The following is a 16,298-nucleotide window of genomic DNA, read 5'->3' on the forward strand; positions in this document are numbered from 1 at the left end:
ATCAATACGTTGAAATCGCCGGATATTAAATTCTCTTGGATACGTGTGGCAGGTGAGGTAAACCACGGGAAATCTCAGTGTGACGTAGTGTTTTCATGAAAAATGAATCCAAGAGCCTGATTGCCAGTCCAAGTATAAGAAACCTGCAGATTCTTGAGTTGCTGGGCCGTCAAAGACGAGCAATGACGCCTGCCGAATTCATTGATGAACTCAAACTGCCCAAGCCGACAGTTCATCGCCTGCTTGCCTATCTCGAAGAACAGGGTTTTCTCGCCAAGAACATTGATGGGAAAAGCTATCTGCCCGGGGCTCGCTTCCGCGAGATGGCAATTGGAGCCATGCATGCTTCACTGAGCAGTCTTCCGAGCAGAAATGTTCTGGTCTGGCTTAATCAGCAGATCGGCGAAACATGCAATCTGGCTGTTCCCGACAATGATGCGATGATTTATGTCGATCGCGTCGAAACGCAGTGGCCGCTCCGCATCGCGCTCCATATTGGCTCACGGGTGCCACTCCACGCCACTGCGGCGGGAAAAGTCACGCTCAGCCTGCTTTCGGAGGAAGCGTTCGAACGCTATCTCTTCACCGGAGACAAGCAGTCCTTCACCAACAAAACCATTGTCGACACGACGATGCTTCGCGAGGAAATCGAGCTTGTGAGAGCGCGTGGGTTCGCAACGGATCGGGAAGAGCTCGTCGATGGTATGATTGCTGTTGCGGTGCCGGTCATGGATGCGCGGCACAATTTTTGCGCGACCCTGTCGTTCCATGCGCCAACCCAGCGACTGTCCCTGGAACAGGGGCTTACCCATCTTGATGATCTGCGACAGGCAGCGGAAAAACTCGGCAAGTTTATCTGACTGGCCGCCGTTGTGTCATCTTGTGGAAGATTGACGGGGCAGCAACTGCCCCGTTCCGCTCAGCCCGTTGAGGCAGGCTCTCGTGAAAGAGCGTTCACCCAAACCTTAGATCAATTGTGACGAGAGACGCGCGAGCGTCTGCCTTGGGTCTGCCGGGCAGGGCCTATTTGCGTAATTCGGCTTCGATCTGATCGAGAACCTGATCCTTGCCAATACCAGTCAGGAAGGGCAGGCCCTTGATGACGAGCTTGGTCACCGAAGCCGAGATCGGCGTGGTGGAAACGATGAAATCTACATTGTCGGCCAACGAGGCAACTTCGGTTGCTTTCGCCTGCTGAGCATTGAAGGTAAGCCCGCGCTTTTTCATTTCTTCGGTCACGGTTGCATTCACTGCCGTCGATGTCGCTACACCTGTACCGCAAGCGAAGAGAATTGTTTTTATTCTAGCCATGGTTTCCTCCAATGGTCGTGCATTTAGAGCGCGTTTCGATCTGATTGAATTAGATCGTCTTTATTGCAGCGCGGTTTGAATGTCCTCAAGCGTGCGCGCCGCCTTCAACATGTCGAGTGCATCGGCATCCTGAATGGTCGCCATGATCCGCTGCAAGGTCTCAATCTGTTTGTCCTTGTCATTGATGGCAAGCAGAAAGACATATCCAACAGAAACAGCTTCTTCAGGATCTTCCATATTGGCAAATTCAACTGGCGATTTCAGCGTTGCCAAGGCGATGCCGGCTTTGAGCACATGCTCAGGATCGGTATGCGGCACGGCAACATTCTCGTCGCGCTCAAGCGGCAATCCGGTCGGCATTGACAACTCGCGGCTTATGACGGCATCGGCATAGCTTGGCTTCACATAGCCAAGCTTTTCCAGCTTTCCCGCCAGAATCCGGATGATTTCTTCATTGGTTTTTGCGTCGCTCTGAAGCTCGATCGCTTGAGGGTCGAGAAAATCAATCAGACCAGCAGCCATTCCATTCTCCGTTTAAAGAAGGTCGCACGCCGGTCTCGACGTGCGACTTGTATTTCATGCACCGATCAATGCCACCATTAAGCGGCAATTTCGTCTGCAGGTTCGTCCTCGGCACCTGCAGCGCGTTCCCATGCCTGCGTATTGCGACGATAGAGCATGAAAAGTGCTGCAATAACAACGGCGATCACCGCGATACCAATAGCACCAAGCCACTGGATGGCAGAGATGATGATGTACGGCACCCACAGGAATCCATCGACCACCGAAGTAATCTGCAAGGCGTTTTCAGGCAGCTTGAAGCCCGATGAGACTGCAGCACTGGTGAACAATGGTGCAAGCGCATTGGCGACATAGAAGCCGATTGCCAGCGTGATCGTTCCCACGACAACCATGCGGAACACGTTTCCTTTCAGAAGCGGGGCGGTCATGGCGACGATGAAAGGAATGACGGCAAGATCGGCGAACAGGATCACGCGGTTGCCCGGCAGGATGACCGACAGGATAATCGCAATCGGTACCAGAATGAGCGATGATGAAATCGCAGCCGGGTGTCCGATGAGGATTGCCGAGTCGAGGCCGACGAGAAGCTCGCGGTCACCGGTGCGTTTACGCACGAATTCCTGTGCGGCATCCGAAACTGGCAGCAAGCCTTCCATCAGGATTTTGACCATGCGCGGCAGAAGCAGCATTACGGCTGCAAGCGTCATGCCGGTGCCCAGAACCTTGGCAAGCACCGTGCCGAAGTCACCCGCATTATAGAATGCGATAAGACCGAGTACGAGACCGATGATCAGCCCCATCACAACCGGCTCACCAAAAACCCCAAAGCGGCGTTCGATGGTTTCGGTGTTGATGTTGATCTTGTTGATGCCGGGGATGCGGTCCATGATCCAGTTGAGCACGATCGCGATTGGCAGGATCTGTGCGGAAGCCAGATGTGGCACCGAAACGCCGGGAATGCCATAGAATTGCTGAACAGCGCGCGCCGACCAGTCCGCGAACAGCAGGGACAGAGCGGCAACAAGTGCTGCAACAATAATGCCGTAAGCGATATTATCGGTTGCTGCCACTACCAGCGAACCAACGAAGGCAAAGTGCCAGAAATTCCACACATCGACATTCAGTGTTCGTGTCCAGCGCATTAGCAGAAGCGCTATATTGACCAGAATGCCGACCGGAATAACCCACAGGCCCACCGATGAGCCAAAGGCGATTGCCGCAGCGGAAGGCCAGCCCACGTCAACGATATCGCGCTTGATACCTGTATTGGTGACGATTGCCTGAGCCACTTCACCGATTGAGGTGAACATGAGGCCGAGCACCAGATTAATACCGATGAAAGCTACGCCGATGGTCACGGCCGCTCGGAAGGCTTTGCCCACTTTTGCGCCAAGCACCACTGCGATGATGAAGATCACGATAGGCAACAGAACTGTCGCCCCAAGTGTGTCGACTGCCGTTTTTAGTCCGCTCAGAAATGCGTCCATTTATTTCTCCTCCCCCCGGAACACTCCCAAAGTGCGCCGAGCTAACAGAACGCCATTATTAGCTCGCACGTATCGACGTTTCAAAAAGTGAATTGTGCGAAACGGCAGAACATTTGTATTCTATAGCAAACCAAAGTTGAATAACAAGATGGCATTTAAAGGGTGTATCCGACCGAGCTGAAAATGAACACTGGTATTGACTTAAAAACAAATGTTCATTAATCGGTAGGGTAACAGAGGAGACTGCGAGAATTTTTGCAGGGACGTTCAGGAGGAAACGATGGCAACCAATGTGGCGTTGACGGGTCTGGCGCGTGATATGCAGGCGCGGGCCGATAGTGGGCGACCAATCCGCATCGGACTGATTGGCTCAGGAGAAATGGGCACGGATATCGTCACACGCGTTGCGCATATGCCGGGTATCGAAGTTGGTGCTATCTCCGAGCTGCGTGTTCCCAATGCTCTGAAGGCTGTCGATATTGCCTTTCAGGAAGAAGGCCATGGCCGCGAGGTTTCGACCGCTTCCGATCTGACGGCCGCCATGGAAGCGCATAAAGTTGCCGTAACAGACAACGCCAATCTGATCCTCGAGAACGATCTCATCGATGTTGTGATCGATGCAACGGGTGTTCCGGCTGTCGGTGCCGAGATCGGCCTGCGCGCTATGGAGCACGGCAAACATCTGGTTATGATGAATGTTGAAGCCGATGTGACAATCGGTGCTTATCTGAAAGCGGAAGCCGAGCGTCTTGGAGTCACCTATTCGCTGGGTGCTGGTGATGAGCCGTCATCCTGCATGGAGCTGATCGAGTTCGTAACCGCCATGGGCCACCCGATTGTGGCCGCAGGCAAGGGCAAGAACAATCCGCTCAATATTGATGCGGTCCCTGATCAATATATGGAAGAAGCCACGCGCCGTAACATGAACGTGCGCATGCTGGTGGAATTCGTCGATGGTTCAAAAACCATGGTCGAAATGGCTGCTATTGCGAATGCAACCGGTCTTGTCCCGGATAAGGCCGGCATGCACGGCCCTGCTGCAACACTTGACCAGCTCAACAAGACACTGATCCCTGAAAAGGACGGCGGTGTGTTGTCCAAGATTGGTGTGGTTGATTATTCGATCGGCAAAGGCGTAGCGCCTGGCGTGTTTGTCGTCGCCGACATGTCGCATCCTCGCATTTCCGAGCGCATGGAAGACCTGAAGATGGGCAAGGGTCCATATTTCACGTTCCATCGCCCCTATCACCTGACCTCTCTTGAAGTGCCGCTCACCTGCGCTCGCGTTGTTCTTTACGGCAAGCCGGACATGGTTCCGCTTTCAAAGCCGGTCGCAGAAGTGGCAGCGGTGGCAAAGAAGGACATGCAGCCGGGCGAAAAGCTCGATGCCATTGGCGAATATTGCTACCGCGCATGGATCATGACTTCGGGTGAGGCACGCAGCGCACATGCGATCCCTTGCGGGCTTCTGCAGGGTGGCAGCGTGACCAAGCCGATCAAGAAAGGTGAACTGATCACTTACGATAATGCGGCTGTGGCTCCGGGTTCGAAGATTGCCGAACTGCGCGCGCGTCAAGACAAGCTCGTTTACGGAGCGTGAGGACAAAACATCATGGTTCAAGCCAAAAAAATCGAACCGCAGGATACGGGCGACCGTCATAACTTGCCTTATGCCTTCCGCACCTACTCGCCCGATCAGCTGAAAGAAGCGCTGCATAAGATGTATCTTATCCGTCGCTTTGAAGAGGGCGCGGAAGAAAGCTACACGCGCGGTCTTATTCACGGAACAATGCATCTTTCCATCGGGCAGGAAGCCAGCGCGATGGGAACGTGTCTGCCGCTCAACGACGATGATATGATCACGTCGACCCATCGCGGCCACGGTCATTGCATCGCAAAGGGCGCAGACGTGAAGCGTATGTTTGCCGAGTTCTTCGGCAAGGAAACAGGCTATTGCAAAGGCCGTGGCGGCTCTATGCATATTGCTGATGTTTCCAAGGGAAACCTTGGAGCGAACGGTATTGTCGGTGGCGGTATTCCAATTGCGGTCGGTGCCGCCCTTTCCGCCAAGCAGCAGAAAAACGGCAAGGTTGTCGTGTCGTTCTTCGGGGATGGCGCAAACAATGAGGGTGCTTTCCACGAAGCTCTCAATATGGCTTCTGTCTGGAAACTGCCTGTGGTTTTCGTTTGTGAAAACAACGGCTACGGCATGTCTACCTCCACCAAACGCTCGACGGCGGTTGCCAATGTCGCAGACCGTGCATCGGCCTATAACATGCCGGGCGTGATCGTGGACGGTAACAATCTGTCGGAAGTGGCGGAAGCCGTCAATGAAGCTACCGAACGCGCGCGGCGTGGCGATGGACCAACGCTGATTGAAAGCAAGACGTACCGCATTCGGGGGCATTCCAAGAGCGACCGCAATCGCTATCGCACCAAGGAAGAAATCGAGCATTGGCAAAATGATCGCGATCCGATTGCGCATTTCGAGGCCGATTTGAAAGCCTATGGCTTCATCAACGATGCCGAGATCGAGGCGATCCGCGCTGAGGTGGAGAAGGAAATCGCCGAGGCGATCGAGTTCGCCAAGAACAGCCCGGCACCCGATCTGACCAACCTGACCCGCGACGTTTACACGGACGATATTTGAACATGGACACGACAATCCGTGAGTTGAGCTATTCGCAAGCTATCCAGGAAGCAATGGCAATTGCCATGGAACGCGACGACCGCGTATTTCTGATGGGTGAAGATATTGGCGTCTATGGCGGCGCATTTCAGGTGACTGGTGATCTGGTGCATCGCTTCGGTGAAGACCGGGTCATGGATACGCCGATTTCAGAACTGGGCGGCGCTGGTGTTGCTGTCGGTGCAGCACTGACCGGTATGCGTCCGATCTTTGAGTTTCAGTTCTCTGACTTTGCCGCGCTGGCGATGGAACAGATCGTCAATCAGGCCGCAAAAATCCGCTACATGCTTGGGGGGGCAGTTTCGGTGCCGCTGGTGATGCGCTTTCCGGCAGGTTCTGGAACGGGCGCTGCGGCACAGCACAGCCAAAGCCTTGAGGCATGGCTTGGCCATGTACCGGGCCTCAAAGTTTTGCAGCCTGCGACACCTTATGACGCCAAGGGCATGTTGCTTGCAGCTGTTGAAGATCCTGATCCGGTTATGATTTTCGAGCACAAGCTGCTCTACAAGACCAAAGGTCCGGTTCCTGAAGGCTTCTACACTGTGCCCATCGGTAAGGCGGAAGTGGTTCGCGAGGGTCGCGATCTGACCATCGTTGCGACGGCGATCATGGTTCACAAGGCGCTTGATGCGGCTGCCGAACTTGCCAGGGAAGGCATTGATGTTGAAGTGATCGATCTGCGCACAGTGCGTCCGATTGATCGCGAAACCATCATTAAAAGCGTCAAGAAGACGTCGAAGCTTCTTTGCGTTTATGAAGCCGTGAAAACCCTTGGCATTGGTGCTGAAATCTCTGCGATCGTGGCGGAAAGTGAGGCCTTCGACTATCTCGATGCGCCAATCGTCCGTCTAGGCGGCGCCGAAACTCCAATTCCTTATAATCCCGACCTTGAACGCGCGACGGTTCCACAGGTGCCCGATATCCTGAAAAGTGCTCGTGATCTGGCCAAGGGAGTGCGCTGACCATGGCTGTGGAAGTCATTCTCCCCAAGGTCGATATGGATATGGAGACGGGACAGATTTCGCGATGGTACGCCAAGGATGGCGATACTGTCACGAAAGGCCAGCTTCTCTTTGAAATCGAGACCGACAAGGCCGCGATGGAAGTCGATGCGCCGGCATCGGGCATCATCGCAGACATCAGCGCTTCTGAAGGGACAGTTGTGCCAGTTGGTCATACGGTGGCCTGGATTTATGCTGAAGGCGAAGAGCGCAACGGCAAATCGGCTCCTGCCATTGAAGAACCGATTGTTGCCGCACCCGTTGAAACGGTCATCGAACCGACAATTTCAAAACAGGCCGAACCCAAGTCCTCCCAAGACGATGATGCGGGTTCAGCCAACGATGTGCGGGCAACGCCGCTTGCTCGTCGGCTTGCGCGGGAAGCAGGGATTGATCTGACGTCCATTCAGGGTTCAGGCCCGAAGGGCCGCGTGCAGAAGAAGGACATTGAGGGCAATATCAGCGTCGCGAAGCCGGTAGCTGCGGTGGCCGCTAAATCGCCTGCAAGCAAAGATGCCGAACCTTCGGCTCTTGGACAGCTCAACGCTGTTTGGTTGCGGGAGGGGGACGCAGGCCGTCTGCCGATTGTCCTGCTTCACGGCTTTGCGGCTGATCTGAATTCGTGGCGTGGATTGTTTGCCGGGGCATCGCTCGGTCATCCGATCCTGGCAATCGATCTTCCCGGACACGGCAATTCACCACGTGCCGTTCCTGAAAGCATTGATGATATTGCTGTTGCTGTGGAGACGACGCTGGCATCCCTGGGCGTGACGTCGTGCTTGTTGGCCGGTCACTCCCTCGGCGGAGCTGTCGCGACTGTCACGGCGGCACGCGGTGTTGTCGATGTACGTTCCTTGCTGCTGATTTCGTCAGGTGGCCTGGGACCGCAGATCAATGGCGCATTTATAAAAGGTCTTGTCGGCGCGAAAAGCGAAGCCAGTATCGTTCCCTGGCTGAAGCTGCTCGTTACTGACGAGAGCCGTCTGACGAAGCCGTTCATCAACGCAACCGTTGCTCAAGCTTTCGACGCAGAACTGCGCAACACGCAGGAAGCGATTGGCGCCCGCTTGTTTGCAGATGGCACGCAGACCTTTGAGGTTCGCTCAAGCATTGCCACGCTTGCGATGCCAGTGCGGCTTATCTTCGGTGCCGAAGACCGCGTTATCCCGGTTGCCCATGCTCATGGCTTGCCGGGTAAAGTGGGGGTCCACATTTTTGCAGGTTGCGGACATATGCCACAAATCGAAGAACGGGCTGCCGTGCTGCAAATTCTTAAAGAGTGTGCTGCCGCAGCCAATTGATGCGGTAATGAAAAGAAAGCACATCGTTTTACGACGATGTGCTTTTTGCTGTTACTCTGATTGCGTCTTGTCTTTGAGCATCTGCGCGGCACTTTCCTCATCAGTGATGAGAACTGTCGGCTTCAAAAGCTCGACTGCGCCAAGCAGTGCTGCGATCTTCTCTTTGCCGCCTGATGTAAGAATACGCTGCGGCGTCTTCTGAAGGCTCTCGATTTTGGCCGACATAACACGGTCATGCACCGGATCATCGACGATCTTGCCGCTCTTGTCATAGAAGTGGAACAGCACGTCACCGACAGCACCATTTTCGATGAGCGACAGTTTCTGCGCCTCATCGATCAGGCCCACACGATAAGACGTGCTGCTCGCAGTCTGAATATCACCGACGCTGAGTAGAACCATGTCGAGTTCTTCGGCCATGTCCAGCACAGTATTCAACCCACAACGCTCGATAAGAGCGATCCGCGTTTCTTTGCTGTCGACCAGTGCGGGGGCGGGGATCAGATAGCCTTCGCCCTGAAAAATCTGCGCAAACTGCCAGGCAAATTCCGGTGGGTTTGAGCGACGCGGCTGTACGATGCCGCCGAGTAGAGAGATAACTTTCAAGTCATTGAGCGGGCGTGCACCGATATGTTGCAAAGTGCTGGAAAGGGTACGCCCCCAGCCCACGCCGATCGTCATGCCGTGCTGCACTTTTTCCGAAAGATAGGCGCCGGTGGCAGCACTGATCGGCGGAATCGGATCGATGTCGGGCGAAGAGAGCGGCGCGACAATGGCGCGCTCAAGACAGAAGGTCTTCTCAAGCTGAACTTCCAATGATGTCAGACTTGCCAGCTTGCCTTCGATAGTAATCTTTACTTCATTTCGAGCGCGGGCATCGGCAAGAAGGCGAACGATCGTGACACGGCCGACACCAAGCGCTTCCGCGATGTCGTTCTGGGTCATCTGCTCGACGTAATACATCCACGCCGCGCGTGTTCTCAACCGGCTTGTACGGTTTTCAGCAGCCACACCTTCCGATCCAATGACGAGGTCTGTTGCTTCCGGATTTTTCTGCGTCTTCTTGCCGGCTTTTTTCAAAGCTATCCCTCAAATTAATGGCGTATTATTGCACTATAGAAACGCTGTTCTTACACCGAAACTATTGCTTTTCCACGCGAAGGCAAACAATAATTCATGTGCTTGGTGCATCCTGTTATGATGGCGCTGTAGTTGAGGAAAATGAATATGTTACGCACTCTTTCGGAAGAAATTGCAGTCAATCTGAAGGACCGCCTGCGCGAGGTTCGATACATGATTCGTCGCAATCGCCATGAAAGTTTGCAGGGCGAGCAGGCGGCGGTGCGTCCTGGCGAAATCGTATCGCCGGAATTGTTGCTGGGACATGCGGCGAGCATGATGGACAAGGCGCTGACGACGGCTGAAACAATTTCGATTTCACTGATTTCGTCGAACCCAAATGTGCATAACAGCGCACCGCATGTAAAAAGCCTGTCGGTTTATTTCAGCGCTGGCGCCGAGGGTGTTCGGGCTTTTCGTAAGGATATGTATTATCTCACGAAGGAAGTACTCCGCCGCCATCAGTTGCAGAATGTGCTGATTCAGGAAGCCACGTTTGTGACGGTCCATGCCAGGATGGTGCAAAAGCACGGCTCGTTGCTGAAGAGTGTGTTTTCTGCAGAAGCAGGTGAAACGAAAATCGCGGCAACGGCCAAAGCTGTTGCAGCCATGTTTCTGGAACTGCTTGGCGAAAGGCCTGTGCGATTTATCTCGATGGACGGGCATTGCGACCCTCAGACTCTGCGCAAATTTGAAGCGACTTGCTTTGCGGCAGTTGGTGTTGCCTGTGGTCTGGCAACTGCAAAAGCGGCAGATCTGGCGGGCGTCGATCCTTTGGAAAGTGCAATTCTGGCACTGGATGCGCGACATGATCGTCTCATGCAGGCGGCAGAAGACCGCGATCAGGCACAGCTCGAAAGATTGTTCCAGACCTTAATTGCTCATCTTCCGTAAGGAAAAGCCCGGATATGGCTATCCGGACCTTTAACAGGTGCTTCGCGGGCGAAGTCTAACTTCCAAACATATCTGCGATAAGCTTTTTTGCGCGGGGGATTGAAGCCGGACTCATGCTGAGTTCGGTCAGGCCCATACGCAGGAATTCGCCGATAAGCTCCGGCTTGCCGGCAGCTTCACCGCACATGCCGACCATGATACCTGCTTCTGTCCCCGCTTTTGCGGTCATCTCGATTGCAGCCATTACGGCTGGGTGGCTGACGTCGTTGAGTTTCGCAACGGTCGGGTTGAGCCGATCCGCAGCCATCACATACTGCGTCAGATCATTGGTGCCGATGGAAAAGAAGGCTGCTTCTTTTGCGAGTTCTCGGGCAGCGAAAACCGCCGCGGGAGTCTCGATCATCACGCCAAGGTCAAACTCGGCAAAGGCCTTGCCTTCGGTTTCAAGCTCAGTGATGCAGTCCGCGATAAGATGCTTGGTTGCACGGATTTCTTCAACATCCGAAACCATCGGCAACATCACTTTGAGATTGCCGTTGACCGCTGAGCGCAACAGCGCCCGCAACTGCGGCTTGAACACATCCGGGCGGTCCAGACACATGCGAATGCCGCGCCAGCCAAGGAACGGGTTTTCCTCTTCGGGAAATTCGACGCCGGCAATCGGCTTGTCACCGCCGATATCCAGCGTGCGCACGATAACCGGGTTTGGCGCAAAAGCTTTCAGAAGTGCCGTATAGGTTTCTGTCTGCATATCTTCGGAAGGCAGGTGAATGTGCTTCATGAAGAGAAGTTCGGTGCGGAAAAGTCCGACCCCCATCGCACCGGCTTCGAGTGCTACATCGATCTCTTCCAGCGCACCCATATTGGCTGCGACTTCGATGATTGTTCCGTCGGCCCGACGCGGCGTGATGGAGCGGTAAGCATCCAGCGTCTGCTTTTCCTGCAATGCTTTGGAAATGCGCGCTTCGATTTCGTTACGGGTTGCGTCATCCGGATCGGAGTGAACGATGCCGAAACTTCCGTCCACGGCTACGGTTTTGGCATTCTTGAGTTGTTGAACTGCACTTCCAAGGCCAAGAACCGCAGGTATGCCGTGCGTGCGTGCAATGATGGCCACATGCGATGTCGCGCCGCCATGACCGCAGACGACGCCGCTGATTTTCTTCAGTGGTGCGCGCGCCAGATCCCAGGCGCCGATGTCTTCGGCGATGAGTACGGAGCCTTCCGGCAGTCCTTCCAGATTGATGTCTTCCTTGCCAAGCAGAGCAAGACAAATCTGGCGGCTGACAGCGTGAACATCATCTGCGCGCGCATTAAGATATGGATCGTCGAGTGCTGCAAATTGACCTGCTACAGTTGAAGCTGCGGCGAGCATTGCGGAAATGCCATCCAGACCGCCGCGAATAAGCGCAAGCGCTTCGTCAGTCAGACTGTCATCTGCAGCAATATCCTTCAATGCAGCGATGATACCCCTATCAGTGTCGGCGAGATCGCCGCTGGAGAGGGAAGCATCCATGCGTTGTTGCACTGTTGCGATAGCCGATCTGAAGTGGGCAATCTCCGCGTCTATTTCAGAAGCCGCAAGCTTCCGGCCTAAAGGTTTGATTTCTTCGGGAAAAAACGGAAACGCTGTTCCTAAAGAAATACCTTCGCTGGCCCCCACGCCTTTTATCTGACCTGCGGGAAGCGTTATCGTCATTGCAGGCCGAGCATCGGGGGGAGACGTGGTTTCGACTTGAGGGGCAGCCGTGGGAACAGGGCTAGCCGGTGTGTTGGTTTCTTCGAGGCCAGCCTGTGGGTTTTCCAGATAGCCGATCAGGGCCTCAATGGCTTCAATCGCGTCTGCCCCATTGGCGCGAACGGTCACTTCATCGAGCTCTTTCACGCCAAGCAGCATCAGTTTGACGGAACTTTTGGCGCTTACGCTTTTCCCGGCTTTGGCAATTTCGATATCACTTTCAAAACCCTTGGCCAGTTTAACGAAGCGAGTTGCAGGGCGCGCATGCAGCCCTTCGTGCACCCGGACGATAGTCGAGCGTTCCATTTATGTAAGCCTCAAATCGACATCTGAAACATTCCGACATCGGTGATGTGGAAACCCATTCCAGTTGTCTGTTTTAACACGCAAATCCAAATCGATGTGTGGCCAGTCTCAGCCGCCGATGGTGATGATCTGCCCTTCTTTGAGAGCAGCGACAAGCTCCTCGCCTGCTATTTCGCTGGCACAGATTTCACCTGGGCGGTCTGTCGAATCCGCGCCTGTGAATGAAATAACGACATGTCCGATTTCGCGCACTTTCTGCCAGGCACTTTCGCCAACCGCGGTGATTTGCGCGTTCAGCGAGCCTATCGTGATCTGTGCTCCAATGGCGGGAGCCGATGCTTCCGGACCTTCTTCCACAACGTGAAGAACAGATACTTCTGCCAATTCAGGCGGCGACCCGTCGGCAAACAGGATGAGAACGCCGCCTTCGGCGAGATCCGCGACTTCCGGGCCGATCGCGGTGATCCGCGTTTTCAGATGTATCGACATAGAAGCGGTCCTTTCTTGGTATGGTCGTTCGATGCTCGGGAAATCGATTGGGGCATCTTGTTGCACATGTTTGGGCGATTGCCTGCCGCCGCTTTTGCCGCGGCAGGCTGAGAGCTTCAAAGCGCATCCCGAAAAGTGTGAAACGGTTTTCGGGTAAGATGCGCGTCCAAAAAGTATCTAGAGCGCCGATCTGGTTCAATCAGATCGAAACGCGCTCTAAAGCACGGCGAGGCTGACAAGCCATGCGATCAGAACCGAAAGCGGGCCCATGATCTGACGGCTGATCAGAACTGCAGGTACACCAATTTCGATGGTCTTGGGCTTGGCTTCTCCGAGCGCCAGACCAACCGGCACGAAGTCGCAACCGACCTGTGTGTTGTAGGCAAACAGTGCGGGCAGGGCCATCGCCGGAGCGATTGTTCCGTTTGCGATCTGCGGTCCGATGATTGCCACGCCGACAACCTGCGCGATAACCGCACCCGGTCCGAGAATTGGCGACAGGAACGGCAAGCCGCAAATTGCGGAAAGCACAAGCAAGCCGACAATGTTATTGGCAAGCGGTCCGAGCGGCTGAGCAAGGATGTCGCCGATACCCGTGTAGAGGATCAGGCCGATCAACATGGTCACGAATGCCATGAATGGCAGAACGTTACGGATAACCTGATCGATTGTGCGGCGTCCGGCCTGGAAGAAGATGCCAACCACACGGCCCATCACGCGACCGATGCTGCTGATAAGGCCGACAATGCCGCCTTCGCTTGGTAGTTCTACCGGCGCAGGCGTGTCTTCTTCAACCGTCGCAGCAGCAGGGGCGGCGGCTGAGCCATCAGCAGGAACGATGTTTTCCGGCTTCACACCCGACACGTAAATGTCTTCGGTAATGAACTGTGCCAGCGGTCCAGACTGTCCAACCGGCGTGATGTTCACCGTTGGAATACGCTTGCGTGGATAGACGCCGCAACGGGCTGTGCCGCCGCAATCGACAACCACGACTGCCATTTCGCTTTCGATCGGCGGCGAGCGGAAACCGTCAACGGCTTCTGCGCCGGTCAGCTCGGCAATCCGGCGCGCAAGCGGATGAATGCCTCCGCCGGTGACCGATACAACTTTGCTGCGCTGCTCGGTCGGCTGAATGACCAGCGGGCCGCCCCAACCGTTGGAGCCGCGGGAAATCTTAACTGCCTTATAGGTCTTCACCATGTCGTCCTCCCCAATTCCCGCTTAAAGCTCAATGCCCTGACGCCGCGCCATAATGGCGGTGATGCGTTCAGTAAGCATGCCTTTAAGGAGGATCACGACGAGACCCACGATGGCGTACCAGATGGCGACGTTGATGTGATAACCTGTTGGAACTGCGCCCTTCTTCTCAAGTTCGAGAAGGGCAACGAGTACACCACCCCAGACGAAATATTCGCCCGGATTGATATGCGGGAAAAGACCCAGCGGCGGATGGACGTAGGATACAGCTGCATCGTAGAAAGCAGGCTTGTATTTCTCGTCCAGGAACGAACCGAATGTATAAGCCATCGGGTTGGTCAGGAAGAAGACCGAAAGAACAGGCAGAACCGTGTAGCGGGTGAGCGCAATACGTCCGGCGCTGCGTGCAATACCATGGACGCGCTTTTCACCGACCAATTCGGTTACGGCATAGAAGGCGGTCATCAGCACGACGAGGGTCGGGATGATGCCCGTTACAAACCCCGCAAAAACTTCGCCGCCCTTCTGGAAAACGCCAATGAAGTGCTTGCCGATTGAGGCAAGCCAGCCGAGCTGTTCTTCCTGCTGAACGTTCTGAAGTCGTTCCTTGAACTGATCGACTGTAATTCCGCCGCTGCCAGCATCGCCCGGCGCGGTGGTCGTTGCTTGCGCAAGCTGCAGTAGATCATTTCCCGCGTGCTCTGCGGCATGTTTGCCATGCAGTGCGGCATCGGAAATCATACTGCCAGCCATATGGATAGATTGCATTGTTACGTCGGCATGTTGTGCCAACATCGTCACTATCGACATTGTTCCTCCTCGATTGCTTGTTTCAGGCAAGCAACTCCTATGCTCCCACTGCCTTCAGACCTTCGAGTTCGATCCCATCGGATTGATCTCTGATGCGACCGATCTGCTCCAGCGCCTGTTGCGCGGCAGCCACCACTTCAGGCGTTCCTTCTCCAATTGCCGGATTGCCCTGTAATTCGCTGAGGTGCATTCCCTCGAAGCCTTCGCGACGGATGAATTTTGCAAAAACCGTGCGTCCGCTCATCTGCAGGAAGCGTCGCACCACCAGGTCGCGGTCTACGACGATCAATACGATGACGCCTTTTCCGAAGCGTGCCCGTATGTGTCCCGCACCAACAAAACCGTCAGAATATTTCGAAGTGATGCCTTTCATCACATCGGAATAGTGGCGCATCTGGAACCAGACGCCGAGCGACTGAAAGCCCCACAGCAAGGCGAGCGCCAGCAAGGCCCACTGCCAGATAGCCATAATTGTTCTCCTCCCAAGAAGGACGAATAGGATATTTCTCTCGTTCGTCTTTCATTAAATAGAGAACATTTGTCTTCTTGAATGTCAATATGTATAATTTTTTCTGCTAAACGAAGGCGAATGACGACTGACATCTCGATCGGTTTCGCATAATGTCATTTGCAACCCGGAGGCCGCTCGCACCATGGACTTGCTACTCAGAGAACAAATGGCATCGATGCCTGATTTGCGTCATCGACTGCGTCAGCTACGTTGGTTCAGGGCGACATTCCGCAAGCATGCCAGTCTGCTGCATGAACTTTATGGCGTTGAATATGACATCGATGAAAAGAAGCTTACCGAGGCGTTTCTGAACTGGGTGGAGCTGGTCAATCAGAACAAGCGTTTTGCCAAGGTGGACCGCAAAGACTTCATCACCTTTGCTGCCGGTCTCGTGCTGCGCGAATTGATCCGTTTGTCGCCTGCAAGGGTCGTTTCTCCACCAAAACACGCCACGGGCGATGCTGCCCGTCTTTATGAGATCGTCAGCTTCTGGCCGGAGGGTTTTCTCTACACCAATTACTGTATCTGTGCGATTGCCGCTGTGCAGGAACAGGAGTTCGGCACGGTACCGGATATCGACCAATGTGCCGACGAATTACGCACCTGGTGGTCTTATAAGGAAAACATCTCTGAAATGCCTGGTTATGCGATTGCATTTCTCGATAAGTTTCTTGGTGGCGAGCCCAACTGGGTCATGCCGGATCTGGCATCGGCGCGTGCAGCAGTGAAGCGCGCTTTGGGTGCTGATAATCCGGTCACAAAAATCAAGAATGAATAGCGGCGGCTTTCGTTTTGGAGCGGCGCTTTCGAATTTGAAGTTTGAAAAGAGTTTCTTTCGAATGGGTATCAAACGCCAAATTCATTCCACTAGGATATAGCTCAACGACTGCCGCCGCTGACTAATTGGCAAAGACGGTTGCCAA

General features: G+C 54.5%; 16 protein-coding genes. 7 read left to right on the plus strand and 9 right to left on the minus strand.

Annotation, left to right across the window (positions count from 1 at the left end):
- Nucleotides 1-95: 95 nt before the first annotated feature.
- Nucleotides 96-860, plus strand: coding sequence for an IclR family transcriptional regulator (locus CQZ93_RS17610; RefSeq protein WP_105543899.1), 765 nt, complete (start codon nt 96-98; stop codon nt 858-860).
- Between the two features lie 163 nt (nt 861-1,023).
- On the opposite strand, the gene CQZ93_RS17615 is transcribed toward CQZ93_RS17610, so the two are convergent.
- The 3 genes from CQZ93_RS17615 to CQZ93_RS17625 all read right to left on the minus strand — a co-directional run bounded on the left by CQZ93_RS17615 (nt 1,024) and on the right by CQZ93_RS17625 (nt 3,320).
- Nucleotides 1,024-1,311, minus strand: coding sequence for a PTS sugar transporter subunit IIB (locus CQZ93_RS17615; protein ID WP_105543900.1), 288 nt, complete (start codon nt 1,309-1,311; stop codon nt 1,024-1,026).
- Nucleotides 1,312-1,371: 60 nt separating this feature from the next.
- The gene (locus CQZ93_RS17620) at nt 1,372-1,833 is read right to left on the minus strand and encodes a PTS sugar transporter subunit IIA (protein WP_105543901.1); all 462 of its coding nucleotides are present in this window, start codon (nt 1,831-1,833) and stop codon (nt 1,372-1,374) included.
- Nucleotides 1,834-1,910: 77 nt separating this feature from the next.
- Nucleotides 1,911-3,320, minus strand: coding sequence for a PTS galactitol transporter subunit IIC (locus tag CQZ93_RS17625; RefSeq protein ID WP_105543902.1), 1,410 nt, complete (start codon nt 3,318-3,320; stop codon nt 1,911-1,913).
- 280 nt (nt 3,321-3,600) lie between these two features.
- On the opposite strand from CQZ93_RS17625, the gene CQZ93_RS17630 reads away from it, so the two are divergent.
- From CQZ93_RS17630 to CQZ93_RS17645, 4 genes are read left to right on the plus strand one after another with little or no spacing between them, the layout of a single operon-like run.
- Entirely contained in the window at nt 3,601-4,920 is a 1,320-nt protein-coding gene (locus CQZ93_RS17630) for an NAD(P)H-dependent oxidoreductase (RefSeq protein ID WP_105543903.1), read from the plus strand.
- A gap of 12 nt (nt 4,921-4,932) precedes the next feature.
- Nucleotides 4,933-5,970 carry a thiamine pyrophosphate-dependent dehydrogenase E1 component subunit alpha gene (locus CQZ93_RS17635; RefSeq protein ID WP_105543904.1) on the plus strand — a complete coding sequence of 346 codons (1,038 nt, stop codon included), beginning with the start codon at nt 4,933-4,935 and terminating at the stop codon, nt 5,968-5,970.
- A gap of 2 nt (nt 5,971-5,972) precedes the next feature.
- Nucleotides 5,973-6,971 (plus strand): alpha-ketoacid dehydrogenase subunit beta, encoded by a 999-nt coding sequence (locus tag CQZ93_RS17640; RefSeq protein WP_105543905.1) that lies wholly within the window; start codon nt 5,973-5,975, stop codon nt 6,969-6,971.
- Between the two features lie 2 nt (nt 6,972-6,973).
- Complete coding sequence (locus CQZ93_RS17645; RefSeq protein WP_105543906.1) at nt 6,974-8,311, plus strand: acetoin dehydrogenase dihydrolipoyllysine-residue acetyltransferase subunit; 1,338 nt, start codon at nt 6,974-6,976, stop codon at nt 8,309-8,311.
- A 51-nt stretch (nt 8,312-8,362) separates the two neighbouring features.
- Here the strand turns inward: CQZ93_RS17645 and CQZ93_RS17650 are convergent, their stop codons facing one another.
- Nucleotides 8,363-9,391, minus strand: coding sequence for a sugar-binding transcriptional regulator (locus CQZ93_RS17650; RefSeq protein WP_105543907.1), 1,029 nt, complete (start codon nt 9,389-9,391; stop codon nt 8,363-8,365).
- A 147-nt stretch (nt 9,392-9,538) separates the two neighbouring features.
- Here CQZ93_RS17650 and CQZ93_RS17655 point away from each other — a divergent pair, with 147 nt between their 5' ends.
- Nucleotides 9,539-10,324, plus strand: a complete 786-nt coding sequence (locus tag CQZ93_RS17655; RefSeq protein ID WP_105543908.1) for a hypothetical protein — start codon at nt 9,539-9,541, stop codon at nt 10,322-10,324.
- A 55-nt stretch (nt 10,325-10,379) separates the two neighbouring features.
- Here CQZ93_RS17655 and ptsP read toward each other — a convergent pair whose 3' ends face one another.
- The 5 genes from ptsP to CQZ93_RS17680 all read right to left on the minus strand — a co-directional run bounded on the left by ptsP (nt 10,380) and on the right by CQZ93_RS17680 (nt 15,333).
- Nucleotides 10,380-12,368, minus strand: a complete 1,989-nt coding sequence (gene ptsP, locus CQZ93_RS17660; protein WP_105543909.1) for a phosphoenolpyruvate--protein phosphotransferase — start codon at nt 12,366-12,368, stop codon at nt 10,380-10,382.
- Between the two features lie 108 nt (nt 12,369-12,476).
- Entirely contained in the window at nt 12,477-12,857 is a 381-nt protein-coding gene (locus CQZ93_RS17665) for a PTS glucitol/sorbitol transporter subunit IIA (RefSeq protein ID WP_105543910.1), read from the minus strand.
- A 216-nt stretch (nt 12,858-13,073) separates the two neighbouring features.
- The gene (srlE, locus tag CQZ93_RS17670; protein WP_105543911.1) at nt 13,074-14,057 is read right to left on the minus strand and encodes a PTS glucitol/sorbitol transporter subunit IIB; all 984 of its coding nucleotides are present in this window, start codon (nt 14,055-14,057) and stop codon (nt 13,074-13,076) included.
- 21 nt (nt 14,058-14,078) lie between these two features.
- Complete coding sequence (gene srlA, locus CQZ93_RS17675; protein ID WP_105543912.1) at nt 14,079-14,864, minus strand: PTS glucitol/sorbitol transporter subunit IIC; 786 nt, start codon at nt 14,862-14,864, stop codon at nt 14,079-14,081.
- Nucleotides 14,865-14,901: 37 nt separating this feature from the next.
- Nucleotides 14,902-15,333, minus strand: a complete 432-nt coding sequence (locus CQZ93_RS17680) for a transcriptional regulator GutM (RefSeq protein ID WP_105543913.1) — start codon at nt 15,331-15,333, stop codon at nt 14,902-14,904.
- Between the two features lie 184 nt (nt 15,334-15,517).
- Here CQZ93_RS17680 and CQZ93_RS17685 point away from each other — a divergent pair, with 184 nt between their 5' ends.
- A complete protein-coding gene (locus CQZ93_RS17685) occupies nt 15,518-16,153 on the plus strand; it encodes a hypothetical protein (RefSeq protein ID WP_105543914.1) in 636 nt (211 codons plus the stop codon).
- Nucleotides 16,154-16,298: the final 145 nt, after the last annotated feature.

Origin of the sequence: Ochrobactrum vermis (assembly GCF_002975205.1) — a bacterium.
GTDB lineage: Bacteria > Pseudomonadota > Alphaproteobacteria > Rhizobiales > Rhizobiaceae > Brucella > Brucella vermis.

Coding starts and splice junctions, on each gene's coding strand:
- CQZ93_RS17610 (WP_105543899.1), top strand. CDS start 96: ATGAAAAATGAATCCAAGAGCCTGATTGCCAGTCCAAGTATAAGAAAC.
- CQZ93_RS17615 (WP_105543900.1), bottom strand. CDS start 1,311: ATGGCTAGAATAAAAACAATTCTCTTCGCTTGCGGTACAGGTGTAGCG.
- CQZ93_RS17620 (WP_105543901.1), bottom strand. CDS start 1,833: ATGGCTGCTGGTCTGATTGATTTTCTCGACCCTCAAGCGATCGAGCTT.
- CQZ93_RS17625 (WP_105543902.1), bottom strand. CDS start 3,320: ATGGACGCATTTCTGAGCGGACTAAAAACGGCAGTCGACACACTTGGG.
- CQZ93_RS17630 (WP_105543903.1), top strand. CDS start 3,601: ATGGCAACCAATGTGGCGTTGACGGGTCTGGCGCGTGATATGCAGGCG.
- CQZ93_RS17635 (WP_105543904.1), top strand. CDS start 4,933: ATGGTTCAAGCCAAAAAAATCGAACCGCAGGATACGGGCGACCGTCAT.
- CQZ93_RS17640 (WP_105543905.1), top strand. CDS start 5,973: ATGGACACGACAATCCGTGAGTTGAGCTATTCGCAAGCTATCCAGGAA.
- CQZ93_RS17645 (WP_105543906.1), top strand. CDS start 6,974: ATGGCTGTGGAAGTCATTCTCCCCAAGGTCGATATGGATATGGAGACG.
- CQZ93_RS17655 (WP_105543908.1), top strand. CDS start 9,539: ATGTTACGCACTCTTTCGGAAGAAATTGCAGTCAATCTGAAGGACCGC.
- ptsP (WP_105543909.1), bottom strand. CDS start 12,368: ATGGAACGCTCGACTATCGTCCGGGTGCACGAAGGGCTGCATGCGCGC.
- CQZ93_RS17665 (WP_105543910.1), bottom strand. CDS start 12,857: ATGTCGATACATCTGAAAACGCGGATCACCGCGATCGGCCCGGAAGTC.
- srlE (WP_105543911.1), bottom strand. CDS start 14,057: ATGGTGAAGACCTATAAGGCAGTTAAGATTTCCCGCGGCTCCAACGGT.
- srlA (WP_105543912.1), bottom strand. CDS start 14,864: ATGTCGATAGTGACGATGTTGGCACAACATGCCGACGTAACAATGCAA.
- CQZ93_RS17680 (WP_105543913.1), bottom strand. CDS start 15,333: ATGGCTATCTGGCAGTGGGCCTTGCTGGCGCTCGCCTTGCTGTGGGGC.
- CQZ93_RS17685 (WP_105543914.1), top strand. CDS start 15,518: ATGGACTTGCTACTCAGAGAACAAATGGCATCGATGCCTGATTTGCGT.